The organism is Streptomyces achromogenes subsp. achromogenes (assembly GCF_000720835.1).
GTDB lineage: Bacteria > Actinomycetota > Actinomycetes > Streptomycetales > Streptomycetaceae > Streptomyces > Streptomyces achromogenes.
Genome location: NZ_JODT01000009.1, coordinates 129,598 through 144,063, shown reverse-complemented (window position 1 = coordinate 144,063; position 14,466 = coordinate 129,598). Strand labels below are relative to the sequence as shown.

The 14,466-nt window shown below is 73.3% G+C and carries 11 protein-coding genes; 8 read left to right on the top strand and 3 right to left on the bottom strand.

Annotated features, from left to right (window positions below; all coding sequences use genetic code 11):
• The first annotated feature begins 127 nt into the window (after positions 1–127).
• The gene (locus tag IH25_RS0111330; protein WP_030606903.1) at positions 128–1,723 is read left to right on the top strand and encodes an alpha/beta hydrolase; all 1,596 of its coding nucleotides are present in this window, start codon (positions 128–130) and stop codon (positions 1,721–1,723) included.
• 107 nt (positions 1,724–1,830) lie between these two features.
• On the opposite strand, the gene hemQ is transcribed toward IH25_RS0111330, so the two are convergent.
• On the bottom strand, positions 1,831–2,562 hold the full coding sequence (gene hemQ / locus IH25_RS0111325; RefSeq protein ID WP_030606901.1) for a hydrogen peroxide-dependent heme synthase: 732 nt from the start codon (positions 2,560–2,562) through the stop codon (positions 1,831–1,833).
• A 5-nt stretch (positions 2,563–2,567) separates the two neighbouring features.
• The gene (gene hemG, locus IH25_RS0111320) at positions 2,568–4,019 is read right to left on the bottom strand and encodes a protoporphyrinogen oxidase (protein ID WP_030606898.1); all 1,452 of its coding nucleotides are present in this window, start codon (positions 4,017–4,019) and stop codon (positions 2,568–2,570) included.
• A gap of 157 nt (positions 4,020–4,176) precedes the next feature.
• Here hemG and IH25_RS0111315 point away from each other — a divergent pair, with 157 nt between their 5' ends.
• Together IH25_RS0111315 and IH25_RS0111310 are read left to right on the top strand one after the other, a co-directional pair.
• Positions 4,177–5,562, top strand: a complete 1,386-nt coding sequence (locus IH25_RS0111315; protein ID WP_030606896.1) for an FAD-dependent oxidoreductase — start codon at positions 4,177–4,179, stop codon at positions 5,560–5,562.
• A gap of 70 nt (positions 5,563–5,632) precedes the next feature.
• Positions 5,633–6,457, top strand: coding sequence for a rhomboid family intramembrane serine protease (locus IH25_RS0111310; protein WP_030606893.1), 825 nt, complete (start codon positions 5,633–5,635; stop codon positions 6,455–6,457).
• Between the two features lies 1 nt (position 6,458).
• Here the strand turns inward: IH25_RS0111310 and hemE are convergent, their stop codons facing one another.
• Positions 6,459–7,526 carry a uroporphyrinogen decarboxylase gene (gene hemE / locus IH25_RS0111305; RefSeq protein ID WP_030606890.1) on the bottom strand — a complete coding sequence of 356 codons (1,068 nt, stop codon included), beginning with the start codon at positions 7,524–7,526 and terminating at the stop codon, positions 6,459–6,461.
• Between the two features lie 86 nt (positions 7,527–7,612).
• On the opposite strand from hemE, the gene IH25_RS0111300 reads away from it, so the two are divergent.
• The 5 genes from IH25_RS0111300 to IH25_RS0111280 all read left to right on the top strand — a co-directional run bounded on the left by IH25_RS0111300 (position 7,613) and on the right by IH25_RS0111280 (position 14,420).
• Complete coding sequence (locus tag IH25_RS0111300) at positions 7,613–8,284, top strand: DUF3000 domain-containing protein (RefSeq protein ID WP_078844214.1); 672 nt, start codon at positions 7,613–7,615, stop codon at positions 8,282–8,284.
• Positions 8,285–8,706: 422 nt separating this feature from the next.
• Positions 8,707–9,363 carry a response regulator transcription factor gene (locus IH25_RS0111295; protein ID WP_023545949.1) on the top strand — a complete coding sequence of 219 codons (657 nt, stop codon included), beginning with the start codon at positions 8,707–8,709 and terminating at the stop codon, positions 9,361–9,363.
• 146 nt (positions 9,364–9,509) lie between these two features.
• Positions 9,510–10,799 carry a ribonuclease D gene (locus IH25_RS0111290; protein ID WP_078844213.1) on the top strand — a complete coding sequence of 430 codons (1,290 nt, stop codon included), beginning with the start codon at positions 9,510–9,512 and terminating at the stop codon, positions 10,797–10,799.
• 277 nt (positions 10,800–11,076) lie between these two features.
• Entirely contained in the window at positions 11,077–12,294 is a 1,218-nt protein-coding gene (locus IH25_RS0111285; RefSeq protein ID WP_030606876.1) for a thiolase family protein, read from the top strand.
• Positions 12,291–14,420 carry a 3-hydroxyacyl-CoA dehydrogenase NAD-binding domain-containing protein gene (locus IH25_RS0111280; RefSeq protein WP_030606872.1) on the top strand — a complete coding sequence of 710 codons (2,130 nt, stop codon included), beginning with the start codon at positions 12,291–12,293 and terminating at the stop codon, positions 14,418–14,420. Before IH25_RS0111285 ends, IH25_RS0111280 begins: the two co-directional genes overlap by 4 nt.
• Positions 14,421–14,466 lie beyond the last annotated feature (46 nt).

Here is a 14,466-nt window from a genome sequence, read left to right as displayed (position 1 = left end):
GGGGGGCATTGACGCCGACACCGGCCGGGCGGTCCTTGCCTTCCCCCGCGGCCGTACCACTATCCCTTGTGTGCGCGCCGGGCCGTGGCAGCCGTGCCACCGCCGCCGCGCACCGGAGGGATACGCGATGAGAGCTGCCGCCCTGTACTCGGCCGCCGGGTCCATGCTGCTGACCGCCCTGGCCGCGGCCCCGGCCGCTCCCGCCCCGGCCGCCCCCGGCGCGGCCGAGCTGCGCGGCACCGCCCTGGCCGCGGCCCGCGCCCGGGCGGCCGGCATCGACTTCGGCCCGTGCCGGGCGGCCGAGGTGCCCGGGACTCCGGCCGGTGTGCGGTGCGGCACGGTGAGCGTCCCGCTGGACTACGCCCACCCCGACGGCAAGCAGATCAAGCTGACCGTCAGCCGGGCCCGGGCCACCCAGAAGGACCCGCACAACAGCAAGCGGAAGGTCCCCCGCCAGGGCGCCCTGGTCTTCAACCCGGGCGGCCCCGGCGCCACCGGCATGTACTTCCCGCTGATCGGCACGGTCGCGGGCTGGCAGCGGATCGCCGCCGGCTACGACCTGGTCGGCTACGCCCCGCGCGGGGTGGGCCGCTCGGCGCCGCTGTCCTGCGAGGATCCCAAGCGCTTCCTCAAGGCGCCCACCGAGGCGCCGGTGCACCCGTCGGAGGCGTACAAGCGGGAGCGCATCGCGCGGGCGCGGGCGTACGCGCGCGGCTGCGCCCAGCGGTCCGGGAGCCGGCTGCGCTTCTACACCTCGCTGAACAACGCCCGGGACCTGGATGTGCTGCGGGCCGCGCTGGGCGAGGACCGGCTGACCTTCATGGGCGCCTCGTACGGCACCTACTTCGGCGCGCTGTACGCGGCGATGTTCCCCTCCCACGTGCGGCGCATGGTGCTGGACGCGGCGGTGGACCCGGACCCGGAGAAGATCTGGTACCGCAGCAACCTGGAGCAGTCGGCGGCGTTCGAGGACCGCTGGGCGGACTTCCGGGAGTGGATCGCCCGGCACGACGACGTGTACCGGCTCGGCGCCACCTCCGAGCGGGTGCAGCGCAGCTACGACACCGCGCGCGAGCGGCTGGCCGGCAAGGCGGCGGGCGGGAAGGTGGGCCCGGGCCAGCTGCAGAACGCGTTCCTGTCCGCCGGGTACTACGAGGACCACTGGCCGAGCCGGGCCGCGGCCCTGTCGGCCTATCTGCACGGCGACCCGGGGCCGCTGGTCCGGCTGGCCGCGCCGCGCCCGGAGACGGCCGCCGAGGCGGAGAACGCGTCGGCCGTGTACACCGCCGTCGAGTGCAACGACGCCCCGTGGCCGACGGACTGGGAGGTGTGGGACCGCGACAACACCCGCCTCGCCCGGGTGGCGCCCTTCGAGACCTGGGACAACGCGTGGACGAACCTGCCGTGCGCCTACTGGCCGGCGCCCCGGCAGCGGCCGCTGGACGTGCGGACCGGGCCGGGCGAGCTGCCGCCGGTGCTGATCCTGGCGGCCGAGCGGGATGCCGCCGCGCCGTACCAGGGGGCGCTGTCGATGAACCGGCGGCTGGCCGGGTCGGTGCTGGTGACGGAGCGGGACGCGGGGACGCACGGGATCGCGGGCGGGCCGAACGCCTGCGTCAACGGGCACCTGCACGCGTACCTGCTGGAGGGCCGGGTGCCGGCGCGGCACACGTCGTGCGCACCGCGTCGGCCTCCGGCGGCTCGGCCGGTCAAGGGCGCCTAGTGGGGTGTCCCGTCATGCCGTCGGGCGGGTGCGGGTCCCATGAGGCTGGTCGCGCCCACGCGGCGCAGCCGCATATCGGTACGGCCCCGCGCCCCTTCGGGGGCGTTCTACGCCAGCCCCGCCACCAGGTCGCCGATGTCCTTGCGGCGGCCCGTGAAGAACGGGACTTCCTCGCGGACGTGCATGCGGGCCTCGGAGGCGCGCAGGTGGCGCATGAGGTCGACGATGCGGTACAGCTCGTCGGCCTCGAAGGCGAGGATCCACTCGTAGTCGCCGAGGGAGAACGAGGCGACCGTGTTGGCGCGCACGTCCGGGTAGCCGCGGGCCATCTTGCCGTGGTCGGCGAGCATCCGGCGGCGGTCCTCGTCGGGCAGCAGGTACCAGTCGTAGGAGCGCACGAACGGGTAGACGCTGACGTAGTTCCGGGGCGTCTCGTCGGCGAGGAACGCCGGGATGTGCGAGCGGTTGAACTCCGCCGGGCGGTGCAGCGCCATGTTCGACCAGACCGGCTCCAGCGCGCGGCCCAGCCTGGTGCGGCGGAAGAGGTTGTACGCCTCCTGGAGCTGGTCGCTGGTCTCGGCGTGCCACCAGATCATGAGGTCGGCGTCGGCGCGCAGACCGGAGACGTCGTAGGTGCCGCGGACCGTGACGTCCTTGGCGGCGAGCTGGTCGAACAGCTCCTGGACCTCGTCGGCGTATCCCGCGCGGTCCTCCGGCAGGGCGTCCTTCAGCTTGAAGACCGACCAGAGGGTGTAGCGGATGACCTCGTTGAGGTCCTTGGCCAGCTTGCCCTTGTTCGGGATCCTGCCGGACTCGGTGGTGGGGGCGTCGTCACTCATGGTCCCTATTCTCCCGCTCCGCCGTGCAGGCTCTGCACCGGGTGGGCCGTCAGCTCGCGCACGCCTCGGTCGTCGCCCTCCAGCTGGTCCACCGCGGCGTGGGCGCTCGCGACGCACGCCGGGATGCCGACGCCGTCGTACTGGGCGCCGCACACCGCGAGCCCCGGGAGCTTGGCGATGTGCTCGCGGACGCGGGCCACGCGCGCGTGGTGCCCGACCGGGTACTGGGGCAGGCCGTCGGTCCAGCGGGTGACCCTGGTCTCCAGCGGGACGGCGTCCAGGCCGGTGGCCTCCCGCAGGTCGTGCCGGGAGACCTCCACCAGGCCGGCGTCGTCCCGGCCGAGGATCTCCGTCTCGCCGTAGCGGCCCACGGAGGTGCGCAGGACCACCACGTCCGGGTCCTCCTCGGCGATCCAGCCCCACTTGTGGGAGGCGAAGGTGGACGCCTTGATGGTCCGGCCGTCGACGGGCGGCACGAGGAAGCCGCTGCCCTCGGGCAGGCGCGCGTCGGCACGCCGGTAGGCGAGGGTGACCAGGGCCATGGAGGCGTACTCGACGGCGGCCAGCTCGGCGGCGGCCCCCGGGGCCTCGGCGCGCAGCAGCCGGGCGGCGGCCGGGGCGGGTACGGCGACCACGACCGCGTCGGCGCGCAGCACCCGCTCGCCCGCGGTGATCCGCCAGCCGTCCGGCTCCCGGCGCAGCTCGCTCGCGGGCGTGCCGGTCAGGATCTCGCCGCCCCGCGCGCGCACCGAGTCGGCGACCGCGAGCGGCAGCCGTCCGACGCCGCCGGCGATGCCCATGAAGACCGGCCCGGTCCGCTGCTGCGCGGCGGCCTTCGCCTGGATCTCGCGGACGCCCTCGGTGAGGGAGGTGTGGGCGCGGGCGGCCTCGAAGAGCTGCGGGACGGCCGAGCGCATCGAGATGCGGTAGGCGTCGCCCGCGTACACCCCGCCCAGCAGCGGTTCCACGAGGCGGTCGACGACCTCGCGGCCGAGCCGGGCCGCCACGTACTCGCCGACGGCCACGTCGTCGCCGGTCTCGGTGCGGGGCAGGTCGGCGTCCCGCTCGATGCGGGCCAGGCCCTCGGCGGAGAGGACGCCGGTCAGCGCGGCGGCGGTGCCGGGCACGCCCATCACATGGCCCTTGGGCATGGGCCGCAGGGCGCCCCGGGTCCAGATCGAGGCGGTCGCGGTGGCCGGCGGCTGGAGCGACTCGCCGAGGCCCGCCTCGCGCGCGAGGGCCACCGCCTCCGGTCGGCGGGCGAGCATGGACTCGGCGCCGAGGTCGACGCGGACGCCGGCGATCTCGCCGGGCAGCAGCTTGCCGCCGACCCGGTCGGCCGCCTCCAGCACCGTCACGCGCGCGCCGCGCCCCAGCAGCCGGTGCGCGGCGGCCAGCCCGGCGATGCCGGCCCCGATGACGACGACGTGCCCCAGGCCCCTACCCGTTGTGCTCATGTCCCCCACTCTCTCAGACCCCACCGACACTCCGTCCGGGACCCGGTGTCCGGCCGACGGGGCCGACGGGGCCGACGGGGCCGACGGGGCCGACGGGGCCGACGGGGCCGACGGGGCCGACGGGGACCGAACGGGCCGTGCCCCGTAGCGTGTTCCCATGAGCATCGCTGGTGGCAGGCAACGGCTGGTCGTGATCGGGGGTGACGCCGCGGGCATGTCCGCGGCGTCGCAGGCGCGGCGGCTGCGGGGGCCCGGGGAGCTGGAAATCGTGGCGTTCGAGCGCGGCCACTTCACCTCCTTCTCGGCGTGCGGCATCCCGTACTGGGTGGGCGGTCAGGTTCCGGAGCGGGACCGGCTGATCGCGCGGACGGCACAGGAGCACCGCGCGCGGGACATCGACCTGCGGATGCGCACGGAGGTCACCGAGATCGACGTGGCCGGGCAGCGGGTACGCGCGCGTGACGTCGATTCCGGCACCGAGTACTGGACGCCGTACGACAAGCTGGTCATCGGCACCGGTGCCCGGCCGGTCCGCCCGGATCTGCCCGGCGTGGACGCGCCCGGGGTGCACGGGGTGCAGACGCTCGACGACGGCCAGGCGCTGCTGGACACCCTGACCGGCACGCGGGGCCGCAGGGCCGTGGTCGTGGGCGCCGGCTACATCGGCGTCGAGATGGCCGAGGCGCTGATCCGCCGGGGTTTCGAGGTGACGGTCGTCAACCGGGGCCCGGAGCCGATGTCGACGCTGGATCCGGACATGGGCCGGCTGGTGCACCGGGCCATGGAGGGCCTCGGCATCACCATGGTCGGCGACGCCGAGGTGACCAAGGTGCTCACCGGTGCGGACGGCCGGGTGCGGGCGGTGGCCACGCGGGACGCCGAGTTCCCGGCGGACGTGGTGATCCTGGGCATCGGCGTCCGCCCGGAGACCGCCCTCGCCCGGGCGGCCGGGCTGCCGCTCGGCGCCCACGGCGGGCTGCTCACCGATCTGGCGATGCGGGTGCGCGGGCACGAGAACATCTGGGCGGGCGGCGACTGCGTGGAGGTGCTGAACCTGGTCTCCGGGCAGGAGCAGTACGTTCCGCTCGGCACCCACGCCAACAAGCACGGCCAGGTCATCGGCACCAACGCGGGCGGCGGTTACGCCACCTTCCCCGGTGTCGTCGGCACGGCGGTGAGCAAGGTGTGCGACCTGGAGATCGCCCGCACCGGCCTGCGGGAGAAGGACGCCCGCCGGGTGGGCCTGCGCTTCGAGACGGTCACCATCGAGTCGACCAGCCGCGCCGGCTACTACCCGGGGGCCGCCCCCATGACGGTGAAGATGCTCGCCGAGGTCCGCACGGGACGGCTGCTGGGCGTGCAGATCGTCGGCCGGGAGGGGGCGGCCAAGCGGGTGGACATCGCGGCGGTGGCGCTGACCGCGCGGATGACCGTGGAGGAGATGACGGCCCTGGACCTGGGGTACGCCCCGCCGTTCTCGCCGGTGTGGGACCCGGTGCTGGTGGCGGCGCGCAAGGCCGCCTCGAAGGTCCGGTCCGGCTGACCCGCGGCGGCCGGAGCGGCCTTGGCCGGACGCGCTGATAGCCGGGCCGGATCGCGGGCACTACTTGTGTGTGGTCATCCCCGTCCATGATCTGAACCCGGTGCGCCGCACCCCCTGGGTGACGTACGCGCTCATCGCCGCCAATGTGCTGGTGTTCGTCACCATGCCCGGCATGGCCGGTTCCGTGACCGGCGGCACCAGGCTGGCGCAGCTGTGCGACCTTCAGGCGTTCCTGGACCATTACGCGGCGGTCCCCCGGGAGCTGATCCACGACCGGGTGCCACAGCTGGTGCCGACCGGGGAGGTCGGGGTGGGCCCGCACGGGCCGGGCTGCGTGGTGGCGCCGCCCGGTTACGACAAGTCGCCGCCGCTGTCGGTGTTCACGGCGATGTTCCTGCACGGCGGCTGGCCGCACCTGCTGGGGAACATGCTGTTCCTGCTGATCTTCGGCAACAACGTCGAGGACCGGATGGGCCACATCCGCTTCTTCCTCTTCTACGTGGTGTGCGGCTACGCGGCCGGATACGGCTTCGCGCTGCTCAACCACACCTCCGCGGACCCGCTGATCGGCGCCTCCGGGGCGATCGCCGGAGTGCTGGGCGCCTATCTGGTGCTGTATCCGCGGGCCAGGGTGTGGGTGCTGGTGCCGTTCCTGGTCTTCCTGCCGCTGCGGCTGCCCGCCTGGCTGGTGCTCGGGTTCTGGTTCGGGCTCCAGGCGGTGTACTCCTCCGGGCACGGGGTGTCCGGCGCGGGCACGGTGGCGTACGCGGCGCACGTGGTCGGCTTCGTGGCGGGCATGCTGCTCGCCTGGCCGCTCAAGCCCGGCACACCACCGCCGCCGGAGCCGCCCGGCCTGCTGTTCGGCAGGCGCGCGCGGCCCCGTTCCGCCTGGTGAGTCAGCGGGCGGTCGCGGTGTGGACGTACTCCACGAGCCGGGTCAGCGCGTCCGGGTCGGTGTTCGGCATGACGCCGTGGCCGAGGTTGAAGACGTGGCCCTCCAGCCCGGCGGCGGCGTCGAGCACTTCCTGGGCCTTGGCCTGGAGGACGTCCTTGTCGGTGAACAGCACGGTCGGGTCCAGGTTGCCCTGGAGCGCCTTGCCGGGGCCGACGCGGCGGGCGGCCTCGTCCAGCGGGACCCGCCAGTCGACGCCGACGACGTCCGCGCCGGCCTCGCCCAGGAGCTTCAGCAGCTCGCCCGTGCCGACGCCGAAGTGGATGCGCGGGATGCCGTACCCGGCGACCGCGTCGAAGACCTTCGCGGAGGCCGGCATGACCGAGCGCCGGTAGTCCGCCGGGGAGAGCGCGCCGGCCCAGGAGTCGAAGAGCTGGACGGCGCTGGCGCCGGCCTCGATCTGCACCTTCAGGAAGGCGGCCGTGATGTCGGCGAGCCGGTCCAGCAGGTCGGCCCACAGCCCGGGGTCGCCGTACATCATCGCCTTGGCGTTCTCGTACGTGCGCGAGGGGCCGCCCTCGACCAGGTAGCTCGCGAGGGTGAAGGGCGCGCCCGCGAAGCCGATCAGCGGGGTGGCGCCCAGCTCGCGGGTGAGCATGCCGATGGCCTCGGTGACGTAGGGCACGTCCTCGGGGCTGAGGTCGCGCAGCCGGGCCAGGTCGGCGCGGGTGCGGATGGGCTGTTCGACGACCGGGCCGACACCGGGCTTGATGTCGAGGTCGATGCCGATGGCCTTCAGCGGGACGACGATGTCGCTGTAGTAGATCGCCGCGTCCACGTCGTGCCGGCGCACCGGCTGGAGGGTGATCTCGGTGACCAGCTCGGGCCGCGCGCAGGACTCCAGCATGGGGACGCCCTCACGGACCTTGCGGTACTCGGGCAGGGAGCGGCCGGCCTGGCGCATGAACCACACGGGGGTGTGCGGCACGGGTTCGCGCCGGCACGCCTTGAGGAACGCGCTGTCGTACGTGGCTGCGGGCCCCTGGCCCGTGAAGGTGTCGTTGGCGGTCACGGGGCAAGTCTCGCATGACAGCGGGGACCGGCGGCGCGGGGTGTCTTGCCCTGCGCGAAGGCCCGCTTCCCCTTACTCTTCCCCGCATGGCTGCGGCTCAGGGACGACTGTCGGACGGCGCTGACGGAATGGACGACGCGGAGGACACCGCTCAGGCGCGGGGGGGCGGCGGGCTGCCGCCGGCGTTCCGGGCCGCGGTCGACGCGCTGCGGGCGGCGCGGCCGCGGCCGCAGGTCGAGGTGGAGCCGACGCCCGCCCCGCAGCGGCTCGCCCCGTACGCGTACGCGCTGGAGGCGGTGGTGGTCGACGGCGAGCAGGAGCTGGCCGACGGGCGCCTGGTGCTGCTGCACGACCCGGCCGGGCACGACGCGTGGCAGGGTACGTTCCGGCTGGTGACGCTGGTGCGGGCGGAGCTGGAGCCGGAGATGGCGGCCGATCCGCTGCTGCCGGAGGTGTGCTGGTCGTGGCTGACCGGGGCGCTCCAGGCCCGGGGGCTCGGCTACGGCGAGCCGAGCGGCACGATCACGCGGGCGGCCTCGCACTACTTCGGCGGGCTGGCGGAGCGGCCCGCCGCCTCGCAGATCGAGATCCGCGCCTCGTGGACGCCCCGTGAGGGCCTGGGCGGGGTGCCGGACACCGCCGCGCACCTGATCTCCTGGTGCGATCTGCTGGCGCAGGTCGCGGGCCTGCCGCCGACCGGTCCCGGGGACGCGTCGGTGGTGACGCTGCCGCAGCGCCGGGGCCCGCAGTCCCGCTGACACGAAGCCCGCATCCCGCCGAGGCAGGGCCCGCGCCCGCTGAGACAGGGCCCGCACTCCCGCGCGCCCGCGAGACAGGACCCGCATTCCCGCCGATACAGGGCCCGCGCGCCCGCCGAGGCAGAGCCCGCGGCCCCGCCGAGGCGGGGCATTGTTCCACTGAGGGGTCGTCGTGATGTGCCGTATTGACCATCTCTTTGTCGATACGGCCACTTTCCGCACTCGAATCGCACTCGCTCGAACCGACTCGATCTTCGGTTGATCGATCGTGTGTCCGAAGCGCACGGATTGTTACTCACTAGATCGTGATCACTCCCTAAAGGCGGACGAGTTTGCTGCCGAAGACGACTGTGACCTTGAAAGCACGGTTCGTCCCGGCTTCATCCCCACAAGCCGGCCCCGTCCCCCACCCAGGAGGCCTGGTGTCCGTTCTCCTTGAGCAACCCGCAAGCCTGGTCGCCTACCGCCCGAACAAGCCGACCGCCATGGTGGTCGTGGCCGACCCGCGCGTCCGCTCCACCGTCACCCGCCATCTGTGGGCGCTCGGCGTGCGCGATGTCATCGAAGCCTCGTCCATCGCGGAGGCTCGTCCCCGCATCGGCAACCCGCGCGACATCTGCGTCGCCGACGTCCACCTCCCCGACGGCTCCGGCCTCACCCTGCTGTCCGAGACCCGGGCCGCGGGCTGGCCCAACGGACTCGCCCTCTCCGCCGCCGACGACATCGGCGCCGTCCGCAACGCACTGGCCGGCGGCGTCAAGGGCTACGTCGTCACCGGCACCCGCACCAACATCGGGCTCCCCACCCGTCCCGGCGCCGCTCCCCTCGGCGCCGCCCGTATGCACCGCCGCCCCCCGGGTGCCCCGAGCCACCCGGGCGGCTACCGGGAGCTGTCCGGACGCGAGGTCGAGGTGCTGCGGCTGGTCGCGGAGGGCCAGTCGAACAAGGCGATCGGCGTGTCCATGGGCCTGTCCGCCCTCACCGTCAAGAGCCACCTGGCCCGCATCGCCCGCAAGCTGGGCACCGGCGACCGGGCCGGCATGGTGGCCGTCGCCCTGCGCACCGGGATCATCCACTGAGCCCTCCGGATGCCCCCTTCGGCGCAATCCCCGTTCACCCCGGCGCAGCGGACCCGGCCCGCCGCTGACCGGTTTACGCCCATGCCGCGCCCGTCGACGGAACGTTCCGTCGACGGGCGCGGTGCGCGCACGGATACCCTTGACAGGTGACCGACGCCCAAGACACCGCAGCAGACAGCTCCCTGCGCACCACCGGAGGCACTCCTCCGGACGACGCCGGATCTTCTGTGACGGGGGCGCCGACTCCGTTGCTCGAACCGCGCGAGGGCATTCCACCCGTGATCGCCGACGAGGCCGGCCTCGCCCGGGTGACGGCCGCCTTCGCCGCCGGCTCCGGCCCGGTCGCCGTGGACGCCGAGCGCGCCTCCGGCTACCGCTACGGCCAGCGCGCCTACCTGGTGCAGCTGCGCCGCGAGGGCGCGGGGACCGCGCTCATCGACCCCGTCGCCTGCCCCGACCTGTCCGGCCTCGGCGCGGCCCTGTCCGACGCCGAGTGGGTACTGCACGCGGCCACCCAGGACCTGCCCTGCCTGCGCGAGATAGGCATGGTCCCGGCCCGCCTGTTCGACACCGAACTGGCCGGACGGCTGGCCGGTTTCCCCCGGGTCGGCCTCGGCGCCATGGTCGAGGGCGTCCTCGGCTACGTCCTGGAGAAGGGCCACTCCGCCGTCGACTGGTCGACCCGCCCGCTGCCCGAGCCGTGGCTGCGCTACGCCGCGCTCGACGTCGAGCTGCTCGTCGACCTGCGGGACGCCCTGGAGAAGGAGCTGGACCGGCAGGGCAAGCTGGAGTGGGCCCTCCAGGAGTTCGACGCGATCGCGACGGCGCCGCCGCCCGAGCCCCGCAAGGACCCCTGGCGCCGTACGTCCGGGATGCACAAGGTGCGCCGCCGCCGGCAGCTCGCCGTGGTCCGCGAGCTGTGGCAGACCCGGGACCGGATCGCCCAGCGCCGGGACGTCTCGCCGGGCAAGGTGCTGAGCGACGCGGCCATCGTGGAGGCCGCGCTGGCCGTGCCGGGCAATGTGCACGCCCTCGCCGCGCTGAACGGCTTCGGGCACCGGATGGGCCGGCGGCAGCTAGAGCAGTGGCAGGCCGCCGTGGACCGCGCCAAGGCGCTGCCGGAGACCGCGCTGCCGCAGCCGGGGCAGCCGGTGGCGGGACCGCCGCCGCCCCGGGCCTGGGCCGACAAGGACCCGGCCGCGGCGGCCCGGCTGTCCGCCGCGCGGGCCGGGGTGTCCTCCCTCGCCGAGCGGCTCACCATGCCGCAGGAGAACGTGATCTCCCCGGACACGGTGCGCAGGATCTGCTGGGAGCCGCCGAAGGTGGTGGACACCGCCTTCGTGGCGGCCGCGCTGGCCGGGTACGGCGCCCGCCCGTGGCAGATCGAGCTGGTGACGCCGGTGCTGGTGGACGCGCTGGTGACGAAGGGCGCCTAGGCGCCCCCGGCCCGTCCCATCCGGTCGCGCCCCGCGCCGTAGAGGCCGCGGCGGCGGAAATCGCGGAGATCGGGGGCGTCGAGATCACGCCAAGATCCTGCGACCCTGCGCGGCGGTCGCCGGCGTGCGCGCGTGCGCGCCGTTCTCCCCCGAAGGTGTGACGTTCACCGCTCCCCCGTACAGGGCTGTGCAGCTACGTTACTCATAAGTAGCATGGGGCTGAGCGCGCGCTCAGCGCAACGCAGCAGTGCCATCCCGCATCTGGAGGAGAGCCATCGTGCCTCGTACCGTCAGGGACGTCGTCTTCGTCGACGGCGTCCGCACCCCGTTCGGCAAGGCGGGCCCGAAGGGCATCTACCACGAGACCCGCGCCGACGACCTCGTCGTGAAGGCGATCCGGGAGCTGCTGCGCCGCAACCCCGGCCTGGACCCGAAGAAGATCGACGAGGTCGCCATCGCGGCGACCACGCAGATCGGCGACCAGGGCCTCACCCTCGGCCGCACGGCCGGCATCCTCGCGGGCCTGCCGCAGTCCGTGCCCGGATACTCGATCGACCGCATGTGCGCCGGCGCGCTGACCGCCGTGACCACCACCGCCGGGTCGATCGCGTTCGGCGCCTACGACGCCGTCATCGCCGGTGGTGTCGAGCACATGGGCCGGCACCCGATGGGCGAGGGCGTGGACCCCAACCCGCGCTTCGTCTCCGAGAAGCTGGTCGACGAGTCCGCCCTGTTCATGGGCATGACCGCGGAGAACCTGCACGACCGGTACCCGTCGATCACCAAGCAGCGCGCCGACGAGTACGCGGTGCGCTCGCAGGAGAAGGCCGCCAAGGCGTACGCCGACGGCAAGATCCAGGCCGACCTGGTGCCGATCTCGGTGCGCCGCACCAACCCGGAGGGCGGCGAGACCGGCTGGGGCCTGGTCACCGCCGACGAGCCGATGCGCCCGGGCACCACGCTGGAGAACCTGGCGAACCTGAAGACGCCGTTCCGCGTGCACGGCCGGGTCACCGCGGGCAACGCGGCCGGTCTGAACGACGGCGCCACCGCGTCCATCATCGCGAGCGAGGACTTCGCCCGCGAGAACGGCCTGCCGGTCAAGATGCGCCTGGTGTCGTACGCCTTCGCGGGCGTCGAGCCGGAGGTCATGGGCTACGGCCCGATCCCGGCCACGGAGAAGGCCCTCGCCAAGGCGGGCCTGTCCATCTCCGACATCGGCCTGTTCGAGATCAACGAGGCCTTCGCCGTCCAGGTCCTGGCCTTCCTGGAGCACTACGGCATCGCCGACGACGACGCGCGCGTCAACCAGTACGGTGGCGCCATCGCCTTCGGCCACCCGCTGGCCTCCTCCGGCGTCCGGCTGATGACGCAGCTGGCCCGCCAGTTCGAGGAGCAGCCGCACGTCCGCTACGGCCTGACCACCATGTGCGTCGGCTTCGGCATGGGCGCGACGGTCATCTGGGAGAACCCGCACTTCGAGGGGGACAAGTGAGCACCACCGCCGAGCTTTTGAAGCAGGCCTCGGACCTGTTCCCCGACGAGGTCGTCACCAGCGCGCACGTGCGCCACTTCGACCTGCCCTTCGGCGCGGGCCGGTTCGCGCTGATCACGCTGGACAACGGCCTGGACCACACCAAGCCGACCACCTTCGGCCCGGCCTCGCTGGCGAACCTGAACACCGCCGTCGACCAGGTCGAGAAGGAGGCGGCCGAGGGCGCGATCGTCGGTGTCGGCATCACCGGCAAGCCGTTCATCTTCGCCGTCGGCGCCGACCTCAAGGGCGTCGAGCTGCTGAAGGAGCACGAGCACGCGCTCGCCATCGGCAAGGGCGGCCACGAGGTCTTCAAGCGGCTGTCGAAGCTGGCCGTGCCGACCTTCGCGTACTACAACGGCGCGGCCATGGGCGGCGGCGTCGAGGTCGGTCTGCACTGCTCCTACCGGACCGTCTCCAAGGCGATCCCGGCGTTCTCGCTGCCCGAGGTCTTCCTCGGTCTGGTCCCCGGCTGGGGCGGCTGCACCCTGCTGCCGAACCTGATCGGCGCCGACAAGGCCGTCTCGGTCATCATCGAGAACTCGCTGAACCAGAACAAGCAGCTCAAGGGCCAGCAGGTCTTCGACCTCGGGATCGCCGACGCGATCTTCGAGGGCGCCGACTTCCTGGAGCAGTCCCTGAACTGGACGGCGCGGGTCCTCACGGGCGACATCACCGTGGAGCGCCCGGTGATCGACCGCGGCGAGGCCTGGGACCAGGCCGTCGCCAAGGGCCGGTTCATCGCCGACGGCAAGGTGCACGGCGCGGCCCCGGCCGCCTACCGGGCCCTGGACATCATCGCCGCCGCCAAGGACGAGGACCTCCAGAAGGGCTTCGACGCCGAGGACCAGGCCCTCGCCGACCTGATCATGGGCGGCGAACTGCGCGCCGGCATCTACGCGTTCAACCTCGTCCAGAAGCGCGGCAAGCGTCCCGCCGGCGCCCCGGACAAGAACCTGGCCCGCCCGGTCACCAAGGTCGGTGTCGTCGGCGCCGGTCTGATGGCCTCTCAGCTCGCCCTGCTGTTCCTGCGCCGCCTGGAGGTGCCGGTCGTGCTGACCGACATCGACCAGGAGCGCGTCGACAAGGGTGTGGGCTACGTCCACGCCGAGATCGACAAGCTGCTCGGCAAGGGCCGGATCAACCAGGACAAGGCCAACCGCCTCAAGGCGCTGGTCACCGGTGTCCTGGACAAGGCCGAGGGCTTCGCGGACGCGGACTTCGTCATCGAGGCCGTGTTCGAGGAGATCGGCGTCAAGCAGCAGGTGTTCGCGGAGGTCGAGGCGGTCGCCCCGGCGCACGCGATCCTCGCCACCAACACCTCCTCGCTGTCGGTGACCGAGATGGCGTCGAAGCTGAAGCACCCCGAGCGGGTCGTCGGCTTCCACTTCTTCAACCCGGTCGCGATCCTGCCGCTGCTGGAGATCGTCCGCGGCGAGCAGACCGACGACGCCTCCCTCGCGACCGCGTTCGCCGTCGCCAAGAAGCTGAAGAAGACCGCGGTGCTGGTCAAGGACGCCCCGGCGTTCGTCGTGAACCGCATCCTGACCCGCTTCATGGGCGAGATCCAGAACGTCATCGACGAGGGCACCCCGGTCGAGGTCGCCGAGAAGGCCGTCGAGCCGCTCGGTCTGCCGATGTCCCCGCTGGTGCTGCTGGAGCTGGTCGGCCCGGCGATCGGCCTGCACGTCTCCGAGACGCTGCACGGCGCGTTCCCGGACCGCTTCAAGGTCTCCCCGAACCTCAAGGCGGTCGTGGAGGCGGGCAAGCGCGGCTTCTACGTCTACGACAGCGGCAAGCCGGAGCTGGACCCGGAGGTCGCCGCGCTGCTCAAGCAGGGCGACGCGGTGCTGACCGAGGAGCAGGTGCGGGCGCGGGTGCTGGACGCGGTGGCGCAGGAGATCGGGCTCATGCTCGACGAGGGCGTCGTCGCCGAGGCCCAGGACATCGACCTGTGCCTGATCACGGGCGCCGGCTGGCCCTTCCACCTGGGCGGCATCACGCCGTACCTGGACCGCGAGGGCGTCTCCGAGCGCGTGAACGGCAAGAAGTTCCTGGCCCCGGGCGTGGCGAGCGTCCCGGCGTAACCCCGTACGACGTGTGAAGGGCCCCCGCCGAGGCGGGGGCCCTTCC

Coding starts and splice junctions, on each gene's coding strand:
- hemG (WP_030606898.1), bottom strand. CDS start 4,019: ATGAGCACAACGGGTAGGGGCCTGGGGCACGTCGTCGTCATCGGGGCC.
- IH25_RS0111330 (WP_030606903.1), top strand. CDS start 128: ATGAGAGCTGCCGCCCTGTACTCGGCCGCCGGGTCCATGCTGCTGACC.
- IH25_RS0111315 (WP_030606896.1), top strand. CDS start 4,177: ATGAGCATCGCTGGTGGCAGGCAACGGCTGGTCGTGATCGGGGGTGAC.
- IH25_RS0111300 (WP_078844214.1), top strand. CDS start 7,613: ATGGCTGCGGCTCAGGGACGACTGTCGGACGGCGCTGACGGAATGGAC.
- hemQ (WP_030606901.1), bottom strand. CDS start 2,562: ATGAGTGACGACGCCCCCACCACCGAGTCCGGCAGGATCCCGAACAAG.